Origin of the sequence: Vreelandella alkaliphila (assembly GCF_016107625.1) — a bacterium.
Lineage (GTDB): Bacteria > Pseudomonadota > Gammaproteobacteria > Pseudomonadales > Halomonadaceae > Vreelandella > Vreelandella alkaliphila.
In genome coordinates, this window is record NZ_JABASV010000013.1 from 1 (window position 1) to 18,533 (window position 18,533).

Here is an 18,533-nt window from a genome sequence, read left to right on the forward strand (position 1 = left end):
TCCTTGTCGGTGACCGTCAGGGTGTCGCCCACTTCGGTGCCGTCTTCCAGAGTGATCTGGGCGGTAACGGTGCCATCTTCACCAATATCGTCCTGGCTGTAGGTGCCGTCATCGCCGCTGCCAATCAGCTCGACAGATACCCCAGGGGCTTCGTTGTCCTCTGGCGGCTCATCATTAGCCACCGGTTTTGTGTCACTATCGCTAGACGAGTTACCTGCAGGATCAGTCACCGTGGCGGTCACGCTGACATCAGTGTCACCTTCGGCAACCGGTACCTCGACCGTAACGCCATTATCCAAGTCGTCTTGTGTGACCGGACGATTAAGCAATTCATTACCGTCTTTGTCGGTAACAATCAGAGTGTCACCTACCTGGGTGCCCTCTCCCAGAGTGACCTGGGCGATAACGGCGCCGTCTTCACCAATCTCATCCTGGCTATATACGCCGTCATCATTAGCACCTTCTAGCTCAACACTCACCGCCAAAGCTGAGGTTCTAGACTCAAAACTATCGCTAGTCCTTCCCCAGCCTTTAAGGCGATAAAGAGGCTCATCACCCCGCTCGTAGTTATAAGCGTACGCAAGAGGCGGTAACGGCAGCTCAATGCGCTCAAGCATTACAAAAGTTAATCCATCTTTGCTAATAATGGTTGCGGAAGACGAGCCCTGCGATGAAGGAGTGTTATCAAACTGTGCGGTGAGCTGTACTTCTCGTTGTTCTTCTAGCTGTTCTTCGGCTTTTAATGCCTTCTCTGCTTCAGAAAAACGAATGTCTTCATCAGGCTCTGCGCCACGAAGAACAATGTCTGAATGAGAAAGCTCAACACCAGATGGCAACTGAAGTGTCATACCTTGAGACGTCGATACAATTACGCTTGCATTGGCATCCGTAATGATTGTTTCGCCGGGTTTAACGATATCACCTTCACGTAACTCTCTTATGTTTCCATTGCTATCACGAACCCACGCGTTGCCTGAAATTGCTTCAATGATGATAGTTTCCATCGTTTACCCCTAAAGATCCTATGAAGGCTCCGACATTTGAAGGAGCCTTTTGAACAAGTGCTTAGCTGTTTGAAATATCTAGCGTTATCTCAACGCGCCGATTTTCTCGCCGGCCGTCAACAGTCGCATTAGAAGCAACCGGTTGACGGGAGCCATAACCACGCACTTGCACAATATTTGGATCAATTCCCTGTTCGATGAGGTATTCAGCGACGTTACGAGCACGCTGTTCAGAGAGGGGAGCATTTAACGCATCAGTGCCGCTACTATCAGTGTGGCCAGTAACAACCAATTGATTTACTGAAGATAATTGACGAATTTTTTGAGCAAATGAGGACAACTCAGCATGCGCCCCTGAGTTAAGTTCGGCACTACCAGTTGCAAACAGTGCATCCGCTGAAAGCACCATATCGGGTGCAGATGGGGGAGCTTGTGTGTTCACGTAGCTATTAGTTAGTTCAGCTAATGAGGGAGTGGCGAGATGAGTGACTGGGCAGATGACATCTGGGTTGATACTGACACCACTATTACCAAGTTCATTAAGCGTAGGTGTTCCTTCACGCACAACGTCGAGGGTCAACATCAGTTGCCCCATAGAAGCCAGCGTGCGGGCATCCGCCTCTAGCACATTCTGCTTGGCATTTACGTAGGCACGACTTGCTTCAAAGTATTCATTTTCACTGTCAAGAACATCTAATAGCGTACGTTCACCAATGTCGAACTGCTGTTGATAAGCACTTCGAACACGGTCACTGGATAACCGATGCTGATTAATATAATTCAGCTGTTCACGCAATTGGCGAGAATCATTAAAAGCGATTTGCGTCGTTTGACGAATATTATGGCAAACATTCTCACGCTGATTAACCGCTTGCTCAATTCGATCACCTGCAGCACGGAATGACGCCACATCGCTTCCACCACGATACAAATTCATACTGGCTACTAGTTCTATACTGTGGCGATCCTGCCTACCGCGAGGATTAGGAGTACTGTCAGTATTATCGTAAGTGCCTGTACGTCCTTGCAGATCCAAGCGAGGCTGGAAAGCAGCGCGAGTGGCATCTTGTTGCGCACGGCTGGCCTCAATATTTTCAATAGCTGCATGGAATTCAGGATTACCTTCAAAAGCGAGATTAACTGCCTCAACCACAGATGGGGGCAAGTTATCCTCAAGTTCTGGCATAGGTGCTAAGCTGTCTGTCGGCAATTGGCCGACAATTCGCAAATACCGCGCAGAAACATCGTGCAAGTTAGACGCTTCTGTCATCAGGTTTGACTCAGCTAATGCTAAGCGACCTGTAATTTGTTCTAAGTCAACACCTCTCCCAGCGCCATTCTGAACCCTCTCTTCGATTTGTTGGTAAACACGCTGATGCTGACGGTAGTTTTCCTGAGCCAAGCGAACCAGCTCGCGATAACGCTCCACATCTAAATAGGCTTGCACTGCCTCTAATGCGACGTTCTCACTGGCACCTAACAACTCGTAATAACTAACCAGCTTTGCGCGATCTAGCCGTTCAACTTCATTACGCGTTGCAAATCCATCCCAAATCATCTGGTTAAGCGTTAATTCAGCAAAGCTGGTTGAATAGCTACCAACTCCATCTACTTCACGATCAACCCGCCCCATACCAGCGGTCGCATTAATAGAAGGCAGGTAGCCTCCACGTGCTACATCAACATCATGCTCAGCCGCCTGCAGCTCATTCCATGCTGCTTTGACTTGAGGGTTGTACTCAATAGCAGTTTTAACAACGTCAGCTACATTGTCTGCAATAGCAGATTGCTGTGAAGAGGCTGGTGATTCTTGCGCACATACGCCGCTCACCATGAGTGAAAGCGCAATGGTTACCAACCTCTGTTTTGCCAAGATAAGTGACATGGGCTTGAGCTTGAGGATCGATGCACGCTGAAACATTCCCTTATTCCTTTTAAATCTACTTAGCAATCAGTAATATAGATGGTGGCCATAAAAATATGGCTAATTTAAATTTTCCTCACCCTATCACTAATTAACTAAATATTTTTTTGATGAAAGGTAACAATATTTGCAGAAAGGAATTATTAAAAATAAAAAATCGCACCACAGTAAAAATGGAGAAAATATTTCAAAGCTATGACCAACTCAATACATCCTATAAGAAAGGCAGCTTTGTAAAAGATCTAACCATCTTAAAGCTCAGAATCAATTTATTTTGTGTTTAAATATAATGCTGTTAATGACAAGCACAGGTAAAGGCATGAAATACCACTTATGCAAAAAAGCCTTATCCACTACTTTTTTGATTGTATTTTTTTTCCTGCTTAGCTTCCCAGCTTATGCAGCTTCTGTTATTGACTTACAAAGCGCTAATGACCAAACTAATCTTGCAACTTATATGTATGGTTTTGAGACAGCGCCGGACAGCAGCCTTTCACCAAAAAAAGCTTTAGAAACAGGAGCATGGGAACCAATCCAAGAAAAGAAATATCTACTTGAAGCACCTCGCCAATACTCAACCCTTTGGCTACGTACAACGTTGAGCAATACCGGCAGCCACACAATTTCAAAATGGCTAGAGATCTCTCCCTGGCGCTTGAGCACAATAGACGCATGGCTGATTGACCCACAAACAGGCGAGGAAATAGAGCACTTTCAAGCCGGCAGAGATATTCCTATCGCTGACCGCCAGATAGCTAGTATGAGGGCATTAATTCCTGTCGACATCCCAGTAAACACTAGCAGGCAGTTACTAATACGAATTTATAGTGATAGCCGACCTTTTTTGACAATTCACAGCTGGGACCCAATAGATTTCATTAGCGAAAAAAACAACCGCTACCTTACGCACTCTATATTACTTGCCATTACACTAACACTAGCAAGCGTTCTTATTATACAATTTAAAATTCCTTATTTACTTGCAAGCTTGTGGATAATATCAATATTTATTTTCGAATCTGAAAAAGAAGGCTACATCAGTTACTTGCTATTTCAAGAAATAAATAATTACGCAGACAACATTAGATTTTCGAGCGCCGTTATTGCAAAAGCATTTTTCGCTATTTTTTCAATCTACCTTCTTGGTTTAAGGCATCATTATATTTGGCGATGGGCATTGCCCGTTACTATGTTTATTGCCATCATCTATAGCGCCCTGACATTTATACTAGACAGTGTGACATCTAGAAACTTAGCCTCTTTGATTCATGTAGTATTTTCTATTACTTGGATCTCTATGCTACCTGCTGCCATTAATAAAAAAAAACCTAAGCAATTGCTTATAATAGCTTTTTTATGCCTCGCCTGGACAACATCAACAATCTTTGTTCTCATGTATATATTTAATATTGATTATACTGCTGAATTTGCTTCTATGAGAGTCATCATAGAAGGAATCGTTGTGCTAGGGCTTTTGCTAATCTACGCTCAACAGAAACGTGATAAAGAGAAGAGCCTAGAACTTCAACTACGACACCATGAGAAGATATCTCGCGAGCAGCTTGAACAGCAAGTAATAAAGCGCACACAACAGTTACATCAAGCATTAGCTGAGGCTAAAAAAGCTAATGACAGTAAAACCGATTTCTTAAGGCGAGTGACACATGATTTGAAATCACCTCTTACTTCTATTATGGGCTATGCTCAAATTTTGCGAGCAGAGAGTGGCTCAACAGGCCAAATGAGCAACACAATTTATTCAAGTGCTCAACATATGCTCAACATGATTAACAAGCTAATTGATTATGCTAGAGATGTCACTACAAACGACATCAATATTAGCAATATCTATCTTTATTCCTTTCTTCATAATTTAAAAAATGAAGCGATTGTACTTGCTCAAAAAAACAATAACCTTTTCACCTTAAAAATAGACACAACACTTTTCACTACCATTCGCTGCGACGAAACTTTTCTTAAGGAAATACTACTTAACCTCATCGATAATGCTTGCAGGCATACGATAAATGGCTATATTTCTCTAGAGGTCACTTGTAAAAAAGAAGTCGAAAAAATGCCAGTACAGATAACGTTCACAGTAAGAGACTCTGGTATTGGCATTTCTTCAACACAAAGAGAGCGTCTTTTCGAGCCGTTTTATCGTGTTTCTAATACCGAAGGAGGGGTAGGCCTAGGGCTTGCTATAGTCCAGGAGTTAGTGAACAAACTTGGGGGGAAAATTCAGCTTGAAAGCACGTTAGGTGTGGGCACTGAAATACATGTGCAATTGCCTGTTCAAGTAGGTACGGAAGTCAAGGAAACAGCGCTGGTTCAAATTCCTAATCATGTACTGCCTTGCTACAACGCGAAGGGGCTAAGCGCTTGGTTAGTAGAAGATGCAAAGCCTATTCGCCAGCTCTTGGTCCAAGAACTCTCCACGAATGGCTTTTACGTTACACCTTTCCAAACAGCTGAAGAGGCTATCACCGCGTTACAAAGCGGCTTTGAAACTCCAGACTTAATCATCACTGATCATCAGTTGCCTGATGCTTCAGGCGATTCAGTACTTAAAGCAGCCAAGCAACGGCTATCAACGTTACCTGTAATTCTGCTATCGGCAACGTGGTATCTACAGAAGAGCGACTGTGAACTAGCCAGCCCCCCTCAGTCGAATAACCGCTATGATGCCTACCTAGGTAAGCCTATCGACTTGGCACACCTACGCCGCTCTATTGCACTTGCCTGCCAGTTGCAGCTAAGCGTCCCACAACAAAGCCCAAATACTGCCTTTACTTCGCCACTCGACAGTCAAAAACCGTTCGATTTACAGTCTTATATTCCTTCTATTGATACTTGGTTAGAGCTCGGAGCAGTAACTGATTTAATTGAGTTTTGTAATAAAATAGAAGCTGTTGACGCTCGCCACGCAGGTCTAGCTCAGAGAATACGTGCCCTTGCTGAACGTGGAGATTTTAGAGCAATTCGCGTTACTGTTGATCATTTCATTCTCGAGGTAAGCCAAGTATCACAACTTTAGGCTAGCAAATAAATTTGCTCATATTTTACTGACACTCTTTAACAGAGCCTTTCACTGGTGAAGGGTACTGATTTTTGAATTTTATAGGCGAAGTTCCAAACCTTTCTTTAAATGCCGTTGAAAAGTTCGCGCTACTACTAAATCCTACATGTGAGGCTATAGTGCTGACTGAGAGGTGTGTATTGGTCAAGAGCTCACGCGCTTCATTCATCCTTATTTCGCGGAGATATTCGTATACAGTCACACCCACAGTATTTTTGAAAGCCGCATTAAGGCGTTTTGAATTTGTACCTACTAAACGTGCTAGCTCCTGTAGACCCGGAGCATCAGATAGAGAATTCAGCAAATGAATCCGGGCACTGTGATAAAGGATATTGTCAATATGATTAACTTGTTCGCTATTTTGGCGAACCACATCATACTCATTATGGTCAGGTTTTTTTTGCGGAATTCGATTACGGAGATGAATCGCTATGCGTAATTTAACCTCATCAAATACATAAGGTTTATTAATATAATCTACAGCACCTACTAGTAACCCCTGAACGCGTTTTTCGGGCTCCGAGTAGGCTGAGAGGAAAATAATAGGTACGTTTGAGGTGAGTGGATCGCTCGATAGCACTTTACAGGCTGCATAACCATCACATTCAGGCATTTCAACATCCATTAGGATTAAGTCAGGCGACACAAGTCGCGCTTTATGAATGCCATCGACACCGTCTAGCGCATGAAAGATTCTGCAGCCCTGATGCAGTAGGTACGAAGAAATTAGCATACGGTCTGCTTCAGCATCATCAACAATCAAAATTTTTTTTCCCGCTAGATCATCCATATCCGCGCCACCAAGTAAGTTAGGTACTTACAATTTTACGCATTCCTTAATGTATTTTTACGCAAAAAAACCATTGAGGCTTGTGAAAAAACAAATAACCCCCTGTATAAAATAAAAATTCCCTCTATAAAAACAAAGCATGAGAAAACCTCCAAATATCAACTTAAAAAATCACACAACAGCACTATGAAAATTTATATCAACAAATAGCTTTCTATTTAAAATAATTAAAATTACCAGCCTCTATCTTTAGCCTTCACTTTTAATCCATGCGAAAATTAACAGCAAAATTATATATTATATCTAAAAAATCAACACATACTAACCAATTAAAAAGAGCACCATCTTAATAAATTTATTATAAAAATCAACAATATTCTACTAAATCCTAGCTAGCTATTAAAAAATTATTATCTAAACAGACGACTACAGCTAAATTCAAACATATAACTTAACTCATTAGCTCAACACAGCATTGAATAGGAACATCAATAAAAAAATCATCATAAGATGATCAACTTAGATATTTAACCTTTCCATCACTGTTTAGGGCGCTTAATTATTTTGAATACCTCATACCCACTAAAGTCTAACGTAGCAACCATGATAAACAAAATCGGTGCAATACCTATCCAAAATTTCGATGTCTCATTTATCTAACCACCTCTAAAATAATTCAGTGTTTATAAAGGCTATAGCAGAAAATAACGTTGTAATCAGAGCATCCAAAACGCGACACTGATTAATCTAATGTAATGACAACCAGCCCTTCAATGCTTACAGTATCGACATGCTCCTTCGCTTTTCTCCAGCGAAGCCCAAGCATTAGCAGCTCACTCTTCTCGACCGACTTTTTTGAGATCTTGCCAGGCGATAATGTCTTCGATTTCGGGCGCTGCGGGGTCACACTGATAAAGCAGCTCATCAAGCGTATACCTGGGGGAGTGACTCAAGACTTCCCACTCATTCTCATGACTAGAGGCAACAATATCTACCTGACTGAGGATGCTGCCTCGCAGTGTATCTAAAGGGCTTTTCATAGCACGCTCCCTTGTTAAAAAACCAACCTGGCGATAAATACTATTATCCTCAGATACGATCAACGCCTTGAGATGGTATCAAGCTATCGAGACGATACGGCTATGGTGGATTGTAGTACTACTACCAAGAAATAAAGCTCATCAGCACGGTTTGGCGTCAGCGTATTGTACCAGCTTTGTGCTACCAAGTGATCTTGATAGTCCCAAGACACGGCTTTGCCATAAATGGACAGCACAACACCACAAGTTGCACCACAGCATAGGCATTTCTGGAGCGCTAACTCCGCATGGCAATCGGGCTTTTCCTTATTGAAATTGATGAAAGCTCCACCACACGAACAAGTCATACATACTTCCGTCGATAAAGGTTTAAGCAAGCTGATCACCTAACTTAAGGCCAAGGCGCGTTACTAATTGATAGACGCCAACACCCATTTTCTCAGTGCAGCCGATGACAATCACTTTCAAGAAAAACTCATAATTATATGAAATATAAAGACTACTATCTTTTTTTATTGTTAATATTGTATTGGGTATAAAGGCAGTCAATTTCTTCTGGCATCAGTTCACATATGGATAGCTGAACGAGATCGTCGGCATGGGCCCTATAAGACGTCATGTGCTGAACCAAGGAAAACTCAGTCAGCGGAAGGTTAAGTTTACGCTTTTGCTTATCCGGATAAGGCTTCACTTGGCCTCCTATTGCACTGCGATGTGGTGGACGAACCCGTTGTCAGTTGTGAATAAGCAGAATTATTCAAGCCGACAGTATTAAAGGCTTCATCCAACAATAAGCTTTAATCATTCTCTTGAGAGAGACTCACCCTTTGTAAGTTCGTCAACTCAAAACGTCTTGGATGGGTAGATGAGGCGGTATACGCTTCTGTCGCTAGCTGTGGTTGACTTAACGTCTCCAGGAGCCATTTTTCCACTGCGTCACAGACGTCATCGTTTTCATCTGGATGAACCAGTGATACATCAGCGTCCAAACGGCGCAGAAAGAAATCGTCAGGAATCGTTAGCGCTTTACCGCCTCGTAAATATGCAACGATTTCCCCCGTCATGTCAGGTAAATAGGCATCATCGCTTTGGAGACATTCCAGCGCATCACGAAACGTCTCTAACGGTTGTGGGAAACGGTCTCGCAGGTCAAACGCCCGGTAAGCAAAAATGTTACACATCAGACTTTCAGGCATTATCACACTCCCTTCCAGCAGAAATCGTCACTTCAACGCTTACTATAGTGTGTTTCCTTCAGCAGACATAATTGTCATGTATAAACTCCCCACTCAATCTGGGTTATTAGGTCCAGCACCTGTTGGGCATCCTCTTTCATAACATCAATGGGACGCCTCCAGTCAAGACCCATTGCTTCTTTATGCAACCACTCGTCTGCCGCACTTCGATCACCGCCGAACAAATTAATCGCTGCTCTCCAGACGATTACGGCGGAGTCATTTTCTGGTTCGTCAGTGTATTGCATTATCCAACTCTCCTATTATGCAGACAGCTCTGCTCAATTATCTGTCGCTTTCGTGTATTGTCAAAAGCAGCATAATATGAAAAACCTAGTGAAGTAGTTGGTGCTACATTAGGCGAAAGGTCAATTTATTGCGCAACTTGATAAGCAAGTAAGTCCGCTACCTACGAAGCCGATTTCCCGAGGCGAGATCATGAGCGATCTGCATTCTTCCTGACGATTACCCTGAGCTACGCTTGATCTGCTGGCATCGCCCTCGTGAGAGGCCTTAATTTATTTAGAGAACACCCACTTCATAGAGCGTTTTCCCGGAGGTCATTCAACCCGACGCTCATAATATTGCGAGACAGGAAGGCAATTCATTAGCAACCGCTCATGAGTAGCGTAAAGAAATCTTTGCAGACGATCGATGCTTACCGGATGCTAACTAAAAAACCTAACTGGGATCGAAAACCAAAGCTAATCGCTATAGCTCGAACGAAAATCGACGAGATATTGCATGAGATGTATTTACCAGAGCTGCGCCCATTAGTGAAATGGCCAGCTTGGAAAAGGTTAGCTAAAATCTCATATTTAAGCTCTAACAAACGCTAAATTAGAGTCCATCAGAGACACAACCGACTGGTCGTTGAACTGTGCGATGGTGCCTACCACGGTTTTCACGCCTGAGAAAAACAAATAATGAGGCATAACCTAAACATCCTAAATGGGTCTACGTATGCCAACTTTCTCACCTGATACTATGGCTATTATCCTTCCTCTCAGCATTTTGTTCGCTGCTTCGCTTTTGTTCGGCGTTGGTCTTGTCTGGGCTCGCTTTCGTGATCGACAAATGCAAGTATGCCTACAGCTTGAGCGCTCTGCTCAAGCTATCTTGGATCAGATTGAACCGTGGGCAGGCTCCCAAGCTGCTGCATGGGAGTGGTATCAAACATATCCCATAGCGCCCCTTGGCGGGCAAACAGCCGAGCAATTAGTTGCTCAGGGAAGAACTCACGAGGTGATGGTCTACTTAGCTCATATTCGTCAAGGTGGCTACGCCTAGCACGATTTACTATTCAATTATCACCTCGACTGGCCACGTAAAAACCCGAAAAGCACTTCTATGGCCTCGAACACAGATTTCCATTACACCAGAGCCAACGCTTGGTATCAGACGAAAAATCGTCTGGCTGATCTCCAGACTGAATTTTGTCTATCCGAACTCCCACTTCTCTCTTCGCATCCAGAAGGAAGTCGCGCAGCCTATCCTTAGAGTCTCCAACGAATGCAACAGGTTTCTTGCGCGCTACGCTGACTCCTCAATTTTCTTGATGGCTATATCGATATAATAGAATTATCAATCAAATAGCTTAAGCTTGATGTTGAAAACCACGAGGTGCCAATGCTCCATTAGGTTCCTCTTACCCATAAATCAAGTCTATCGTGAGACTTGGTCTTAACCAGCAACAGTGGCCACATCAGACCGCTCGAAGGGCGAAAGCCGCGAGTTGTTTCATGCAACACAAGAACTTCGGCAGCTATGGATTTAAAGGTTGACCAAGTTATCATCCTGCAATATTTGGGTAGCAAAAGGAGCCTACCCACATGTCGGGAACCCGCAGCATTTGAACTGATGCTCTATAGCACCGTCAAAAGGGGTATCAGAGAAGGGTTGGCTTTCGCCGACAAGCAATTACACCCCATTCTTGCAGGACAGGGAGTTTTCGGAGCACTTTATGGACTACGAATATGCAATTGTGAAAGTCGAAGAAGGCATTGGCACTCTGCTTTGTAACCGCTGTGGCATTGTCATTGCCCAGGGTATTAAACACGAAGACAGGGAACACTACTGTACAATGTGTATGAGCGGTAATTGCAAGGCAAAATTCAAGAAAGACAAGTAAACAAGTTGGGGTCTGAGGCTTGGCAACGCCGGCGATGATTTACAAGTGTTGCGCAACGACATCGATCCAAAGGCCTTTGGATCGTTGCCCTAGGTCTTCCAATGATCATGCAACCCACTTCAGGAGACGACTTCACGTCTCGAATGTTGGATGCGGTCAACCACATGATGCTGGACATGATGGCTGCCATCGCCCGCAAAGATTACGAGCAGCGCCGCCAACATCAGGCCTAGGGGAGTTTGAAGGCTCAACAAGAAGGTCGCTATGAAGGTCAGCCCATTAAACGACGACAGATAGCCGAGCTCCTGGCGGCAGGCTTTCAGGGGGCGCAAGACAGCAAAGCCCCCAAGTCAGCATTTACACCGTCTACAATGCCAAGAAACACGGCATATAGTACCTCTCCCGCGTTTTAACATAGATGCGCAGAAAACCCGCTTGTTGGGCGCCACCAAAACACCTACCAAAATCGGCTTTGATGATCAGAACCTGCACAACTACCTATGAGCAGGTCAGGTGCCTTCTCCTACAGTCTATAGTCACCTCCGGCAAGCAATGCCTGGGCATTACGCTCTGGTCACTGGATTCCGCGCGATACCTCTCGATGGGCAGAACTGCCGTTTGTACGTTCATCACGCGAAATTGGGGTATAGTTACTAAATTAGAAGATAGCGTTAAAACCTGCGCCTTTTCAATCCTTTGAGCACATGTAGTAGCTGATAGTTTATTTTAAAGCACATATAGTACCAGCAAGCAGAAGACGGTAGTACATCTCACTACAAGATATTAATTTTTATTAACATAAAGTCTGAGCCTTTCGATCCTAAAGCATTGAGGAACCACATGCTCCAAGAACAAAATAAAACGCATTTTCAGTACCCTGAAAATCTCATTATCAAAGTAGTTTCTTTAGAAGACGCTATAAAGCTTCAATATAGTAACGGCATCGAATGCACCCCAGAAAACCTAGCAAACACTGAAATAAAAGATTTCACTTACCACCTGCAAAGCATTTTAAATAATTATTTAGAAAATCTACCACCTAGTATCGAAGGCCGCATTGAGAATAAATTTTTCATAGAAACAGATGGCGAGCATAAGAACAAATATATCGGCATGCTATTTTTAAGCGACCAGTCTCATCAAAAAAAACTAACAAGTAAACTTTCTTTACTGGCTTACGAAATAACGCATTCTGTCATCACACAAAGAGACATCTTAAGTATTGCACCTATCAGTCAGACCTCACCAGAAGACAAAGCATTTATTACTGAGAAAGTTGAAAAATTTATTAACAAAAAAAGCGGAAAATCGATTAAGCACCCATTCACCGCATCACTGGAAACAGATGATAAAAAACAACCAAAAGCTGAAATTTTAGTCAGCGGGCAGTATTCTTCACCAACATTTATAACGCCCAAACCAATTTCCATTGAAGGTTATGCGATTCCAGCTGGGTATGATGAACACAGCAATACAATTTCTCTTTATAATATCGATTCAACTAATAAAGTCTCAAGCACACCTTTTACACTCTCATCCAATCATGCTGATCACATCATGACATTAGCTTTAGCAAAAGTTAATAACGACATTTTATACTACACCGGCGAGCGTTTTGAAAACCCTAAAGGTCCCACTAAGCAAAAGACATATGCATTGTATACTCTTTCCATTGTGAGCAATGATAGTCCTTACAAAAACTTTCAGCTGCAATCTAACTAACGTTAAAACCTTTCCCTTTTACATACAGATAAGTGGCAGTCACCAAGTAAGCGACTGCCAACTCATAACGATTTCTCACGACATCACTTTCATTTTTAGTTAATAATAGCCCCGCATATTGCTGATACTTCATCTCTCTACCGACCTTGACAACCTCAAACATATCTAGCTGAACTCCCACATCGCTGGTCTCTTTTAATCCATACGCGATCAACATCCTCCTTATGTCATCGCTGCAGTTTTTGCCAACAATCTCGTAGTTGCTTTTAGCTACGTTAAATGCTTTGACAGTACGGGCAATAATGGCCACATGCCTTGCTTCACTCATCAATAGATGCCGATGACGCCCAACCTGGCACGCTAATTCATCAAGCTCTAACACTTCACGAATAGTTAAAGTTTCACTATCAATTGCTTTAGTATGTTCAAGTAGCCTATCCCAAGCAGCGTCGCTGATACTGCGCAGCAACCCCAAAGGATAGTCCTGCGACGTCACCCACTGATCCTGTCCACGAACTTTGAAGCGCATATTGTTTTCAGCTGCCTTAACAACATCTTCAAGAAGGGCAGCATGTAATGGGGACAACTCTAACGCCTCACCCGCTCGTCGCACACTCTGCCGCAGCGCACCTAAGCGCAACGCTTTCATCAATAAATACGGTGTAGGATCGTTAAATAAGGAACGTTCGTGATGTGGTACAGCAGCTGGCGTGTAACGTTTAAAATCCTGTGGCTTTATTGCTTCTTTGAGAATGCTGCCATTTGTCCCTTTAACAGGTGTCAGCGCATCTGCCCATTCTAGAATCAAGTGATTATAGTTTAGTAACCCTGTTGCAGGCTGTCGGTGCCCCATTAAGCGCGCCAGACCCATCATCACGCGACGCGAACAGTGATGTTGCTGCCCCATCACCATTTGACGAAGGTGAGCGCTATCTACGTGCTGAGTTATTTTGATGGCGACAGGCGTGTTTAGCTGCAGCAGAGCGGCTGCCGTTATATTGTAAAACGCATGACGGGCGTGATGGAGTGAGAGGGCTGGGCTGCCACTCACGTGACGCAACATATCTATCTCTGTAGCGCTGATGGCTGATGCACTAAGCGCTGCTGCGACTTTCCCATCACGCATCTCGCCTAAAAGCGGCATCGAGGCTTCACCACCTAGCAGTGCATCATGACGGTTGAGCACAGCGTGGATTGTACGTTGCTCTATCGCGTCGAGAGAAAACAAAAGTGGGACAGCGCGGCGAGAGGCCTCGCTTTTAAGTGTTCGATAACGATTATTCCGAACCAGCACCCAACTGTAGCCATGAGATGTACACCAATCTCGCCGGAGCAATCCCCTCGCTTCATCTAGCCGCAAGCCAAAGCGATACGCACATAGCAATACAAACTGAAGTAAACACTTAATATCGGAGTCTCGTTGCGATGCTTCTATCCGCTTTAATGTCTCAAGATATTCTCGTTCTGAGAGTATTTCAGCACGCACGTGTCGCCCTTGCTCTGCAACGGCTAGCTCATCCCAATCCGGCTCTTCAACTCCATAAGAGGCAGCTACACGATGAAAAGAGCGCAGGCGATGGCTAAAGTAGCTCATATCGCTTAGCTGGAATTCTTGATAATCAATTAGCCCCGCATAAAAGGCCGTAACTTCTTCACTACCGAGCTTCATCAAATCGACACCGTACGCAAGCTCCTCAAAAAGCTTACGCAACGCGCCCCAGTAGCGCTGGATACTACTGCTTTCGAACGGCTTAAAGCGCCTTCCCGCTTGCCCCTTACCACTCCGGATAACCGCTGCAATCCAGATAACCAACAGCATGATGGCACTACTTACCTTACCGTTTCGCTGCGTTACCAGTTGTTCCAGTGATTTTGCCGTTATTTTTGCCTGCGGTTTGGCATAGGCATCCAAAAGTTGCTTCACCTCTTTAAAGAGAAGTACCGTCTGTTGCTGCAACTCGTATTTATCGCCGCTCGCTCGCAATAGTGCCGGTAGCGTTATAGGAGGCTTCGAACCCTCAGTGTTGACGATTGGAGGTGGGAACACCAGCGATTTACCGTGCACGATACGGATATGTGCTTGCATCGGGAGGCTCGTAGCTACTATCCGCCCTGCTAGGGCGCCAGCAACTACGCCTGGTAATTCGAGAAGATTGGCTTGATCGACAATAGCAGCCGCCTGCCCAAGTATCTGCTGGACCGTTATACACTCTTGACTCTCAACGCTTTGGATAAACGCCTCAGTTAAAGGCGGCGCTTGTGTTGGGGTCGACCAAAGATCATCGAGTGCTTTTGTCGATGTTAGCTGTTGACCATAACTTAAGAGTGACGCCACATGGTAGGACACCTTATGGCGCTGTACAGGGGCCTGCCAGTCGGTGCTATCCAACTGCTCACTGTACTCCAGGTAATAGGCTTTCCGATGATATAACAGACGAAAGTTGTCCCCCAGACACACATCCTCCAATAAACGTGTGTAGCTAATACGTTTTTCAATGCATAAAAGTAGCGCACCGAGCGCTAACGCTTGGCGTTTAGAACAGTGGGTTCGCGTCGCGTAGGGACGTATATCCATTGCCCACTGCATCAATTGCGCCATTAACGTCGCGTAAGCGGGTGCGTGCTCATGAATCAGCGTTTTTTCTGGCAACATCGGAATGTAGCGGCGCTGAAACGCATGGCGATGCGGTGACTCATGCCGCTCTAGAAGACGGGTCAGCACACTAAACCGTAAGGCTGCAGAGGGGTAAGGCGTTTTCCCCTGCTGAAGCAACATGTGCCGCCCCAGTTGATTGATCTCATTAGCGGGCAGCGTGGCAATATCACGCCCTTTTAGAAACAACTCAATATCATTAAGCGCTGCTCTGATAATACTTCGAGTTGCTAAGCGACGATTTTTTTCGCGTAACCGCTGACCAAACATCCGGGAAAATGGCATTGAATCCCGCAAGCTGCTCACGGTGGAAACGGGCAAGGTGGCCGGTGGTACTAGCAAATCAAACGACAGTCGCTCAAAGAGTTCGTTGACCTCTTTGCGATATGCTGTCCAATCGTCCATCCAGCACCGGGCAGAGGTATCGCTATAAGTGGCGACCCCTTTCTCAGCGTGCCCCAGCCAGCCATCCACTACTTCGTTATCGACGCCTAATAGGGGCAATTGCTGTGCTAGACGGTGACGGAACAGATTGGGAGGTAGTGGCCAATCGAATAAAGGTACACCGGGTAGATCTGTCGCCGACATAGAGTGCCAATTAAGCGACTCATCGAGTAAGAAGAACAGTGGCTGTTCGGCCTTCGCAGGCACTTTTAGGAGCGAGTTAATTCGCGAGGCGACTGCAGGGTGGGTATTCAACAAATGAACAGCGAGACGCTGGAGGTACGCTAGGTAAGCCTCGACAAACTCAAGCGCCTTATCGGCCAACGGCACCATACGACCATTACGCACACCGCTGCCTTCCGCTTTATCATTAATAAACACAGCCGGAAGGGCGTGATTAAAAAACCGTGGACTTTCAAAAGGATCTTTCAGGTAGCGGCTACCCGTTGCCGCATAAAGGGCCATGACACAGTAACTTGTCCAGTGATTATGTAGACGCACCAGATCATTGCCGTTTAACGTTTCGTTAAGCTGCTGAGTCGCTTTGCTAATCGCTCTATTGAGCTCAGCTTCAAGAAGAACCAGCAAACTGCCTTGGTTCGTTGACTGTAACGTTTCTGCGCCCTGGAACTGATACGGTAAAGCGAGCCCTTGTTCAATCGCATCAATATCCCAGCTGGCATAGCTACAAGCACCAGGTAAGGCGCTATTGGGGTGGGCCGTTAACATCCTCGCGAAATGGTGATTGCCTGACGCATCAAAAACAGTTTGACCCCATGCCTCAGCTAGCCTTCCGCTAGTCACACGAGGGCATACAGCACTCATGCGTTCATTAAACCACACCTCAATTTTGTGACCTGGCGATACGCATTGCCACAACTCTGATAACGATACTGGAGTAGATATTCGCTGATGACTTCCGCTTGTAAGTGCCACAGTTACGTCGGCATTTAGCCCAACACACTGAGTTTCATGAACGGCGGCTACGTAAGGCTGCGCGCCGATATTGGGCTGCCAGGCATTACGTCGACGCGGTGACAAGCGAACCATCTGCTTGAGGTTTGATGATAAAGACCACTCCCCTTGGGGCGCATCTCCAATGCCCATTGCAAGCACTTGGCTAAGAGACCGCGAAAAACGTATCGCGAGCCACACTAACGCTCCGCCCAATCGCTCTCGTTGATCAGTATGATTGAGCTGCTGGGCAATCCACTGCTCAATCAGTAAACGCTCAGGTGGCAAAAGTTTGGAATAGCTCCACGGTAGGTAATGAGAGGTTTCCGCTTGCTGATGATAGAAGCTACGCCCGGTAAGTTCTTGCTGAGCCTGCGTATCGGTTGCATCAACCGGCAGTAAATAAATCGCTTCATCAGCTTCTTCGTCTGCCGAATCCTCTGGGCTTGGGTAGACTTCGATGAGCTGCTCAGAGGACTCATTAAAGCTTATTAACGGTGCCGGCTCAGAAATGGGCGCGGATAACTCAGCATGCACAAAAGGCTGCGGAGTAAAGTCACGCTGGGTAGTAAAAGGCTTTATATCGCCACTGGCAATCTCGATGATGGCATTGATGAATGCGGTACCACTTTTACCAAATGTATGGCTTTGCTTGTACTGCTCAGCAGCCAAAGACAACGCGTCAGTAAAACGTTCAAATGCCCAATTATCAGGTGTCAGGTAACGTCGGGCACGGCGCAAGACATCATCAACGAGTTGCCACTGTGCTTGATAGCGGTCTGCAATCAAAAAGCGCGCTGCGGTACTGATATTTCGATCCGCTAAGCAATGCTCTGTAACTACCCGATTCGCCGCCTGCGCGACCAACCACAAGCGTAGCGCACGCCTTAACACGTATTCAGATGATTGTTCCGCCCCAGGCAACGGATAAGTAATTAACGTTATAAGAAACGTTTGCTCTTTAAGGCTGCCTTTATATGTATGTTTCGTTTTTGTAGCGTCTCCTGCGTGAAGAAATGCAGGATACTGACGGTTGATCAAGGGATCTTGACGAATGGCTTTCGCCAGATCATCTAGGGAGGCAAGGGTGGGATTTTGCCGCCATCGAGCCAGAATGTCTTTTGATTCAGGATGGTGAAATTCACTAACCAAGTTGCCAATCGCGACAATCTGGTGATCCAATCCAAGCGTCCAAAAAGCCAGTTCCAGAGCATCACTGAGATCATGCTGGGCAGCCCATTGGCATATATCGCGATAGGGGTGGCCAAAGCGCGCTATTTGATTATCTGTGCTTTTTGCATCGTTTTTGACTGCGGTCGTATACGCTACCATCGCGACTTATTCTTTCTTATACAAACAGTTACTATATATCTAAAAATTATATAAATAATAGTGATAGCTACTAATATCTATTGATACCGAGCACGAGTAGCCAAAGTAGTCGCGCACTAGAGCTGTCATCCGGCCATTTTTAATTATCCATATAACTAAAGACGGTGTCGCCACCAGCCAAACAAATTCTGTCTTGCTAAACCTATTCCCAGGCAACATTTAACG

Annotated in this window: 11 protein-coding genes; 4 read left to right on the forward strand and 7 right to left on the reverse strand. The window is 45.0% G+C overall.

Annotation, left to right across the window (positions count from 1 at the left end):
* Both JFC11_RS16260 and JFC11_RS16265 read right to left on the reverse strand, forming a co-directional pair.
* Positions 1-1,004 (reverse strand): retention module-containing protein (locus JFC11_RS16260; protein WP_198350063.1); only part of this gene is annotated, 1,004 nt, incomplete at its 3' end.
* Between the two features lie 61 nt (positions 1,005-1,065).
* Positions 1,066-2,925, reverse strand: coding sequence for a TolC family outer membrane protein (locus JFC11_RS16265; RefSeq protein WP_232482944.1), 1,860 nt, complete (start codon positions 2,923-2,925; stop codon positions 1,066-1,068).
* 322 nt (positions 2,926-3,247) lie between these two features.
* Here JFC11_RS16265 and JFC11_RS16270 point away from each other — a divergent pair, with 322 nt between their 5' ends.
* Positions 3,248-5,965 (forward strand): ATP-binding protein, encoded by a 2,718-nt coding sequence (locus JFC11_RS16270; RefSeq protein WP_198350064.1) that lies wholly within the window; start codon positions 3,248-3,250, stop codon positions 5,963-5,965.
* 25 nt (positions 5,966-5,990) lie between these two features.
* On the opposite strand, the gene JFC11_RS16275 is transcribed toward JFC11_RS16270, so the two are convergent.
* The 4 genes from JFC11_RS16275 to JFC11_RS16290 form a co-directional block, all read right to left on the reverse strand.
* Positions 5,991-6,797: a response regulator transcription factor gene (locus JFC11_RS16275; protein ID WP_198350065.1), complete on the reverse strand. Its 807-nt coding sequence runs from the start codon at positions 6,795-6,797 to the stop codon at positions 5,991-5,993.
* A gap of 833 nt (positions 6,798-7,630) precedes the next feature.
* The gene (locus tag JFC11_RS16280; RefSeq protein ID WP_198350066.1) at positions 7,631-7,837 is read right to left on the reverse strand and encodes an AbrB/MazE/SpoVT family DNA-binding domain-containing protein; all 207 of its coding nucleotides are present in this window, start codon (positions 7,835-7,837) and stop codon (positions 7,631-7,633) included.
* 797 nt (positions 7,838-8,634) lie between these two features.
* Positions 8,635-9,033 carry a hypothetical protein gene (locus JFC11_RS16285; protein ID WP_198350067.1) on the reverse strand — a complete coding sequence of 133 codons (399 nt, stop codon included), beginning with the start codon at positions 9,031-9,033 and terminating at the stop codon, positions 8,635-8,637.
* Between the two features lie 74 nt (positions 9,034-9,107).
* Positions 9,108-9,320, reverse strand: a complete 213-nt coding sequence (locus JFC11_RS16290) for an antitoxin Xre/MbcA/ParS toxin-binding domain-containing protein (protein ID WP_198350068.1) — start codon at positions 9,318-9,320, stop codon at positions 9,108-9,110.
* A gap of 715 nt (positions 9,321-10,035) precedes the next feature.
* Between JFC11_RS16290 and JFC11_RS16295 the strand changes: the two genes are divergently transcribed.
* From JFC11_RS16295 to JFC11_RS16300, 3 genes are all read left to right on the forward strand, one after another.
* Entirely contained in the window at positions 10,036-10,362 is a 327-nt protein-coding gene (locus tag JFC11_RS16295) for a hypothetical protein (protein WP_035537771.1), read from the forward strand.
* Between the two features lie 942 nt (positions 10,363-11,304).
* Positions 11,305-11,436 (forward strand): recombinase family protein, encoded by a 132-nt coding sequence (locus JFC11_RS19120; RefSeq protein ID WP_269769456.1) that lies wholly within the window; start codon positions 11,305-11,307, stop codon positions 11,434-11,436.
* Between the two features lie 607 nt (positions 11,437-12,043).
* Entirely contained in the window at positions 12,044-12,925 is an 882-nt protein-coding gene (locus tag JFC11_RS16300; RefSeq protein ID WP_198350069.1) for a hypothetical protein, read from the forward strand.
* On the opposite strand, the gene JFC11_RS16305 is transcribed toward JFC11_RS16300, so the two are convergent.
* Positions 12,918-18,308 carry a hypothetical protein gene (locus JFC11_RS16305; RefSeq protein WP_198350070.1) on the reverse strand — a complete coding sequence of 1,797 codons (5,391 nt, stop codon included), beginning with the start codon at positions 18,306-18,308 and terminating at the stop codon, positions 12,918-12,920. The genes JFC11_RS16300 and JFC11_RS16305 overlap by 8 nt on opposite strands.
* Between the last annotated feature and the right edge of the window lie 225 nt (positions 18,309-18,533).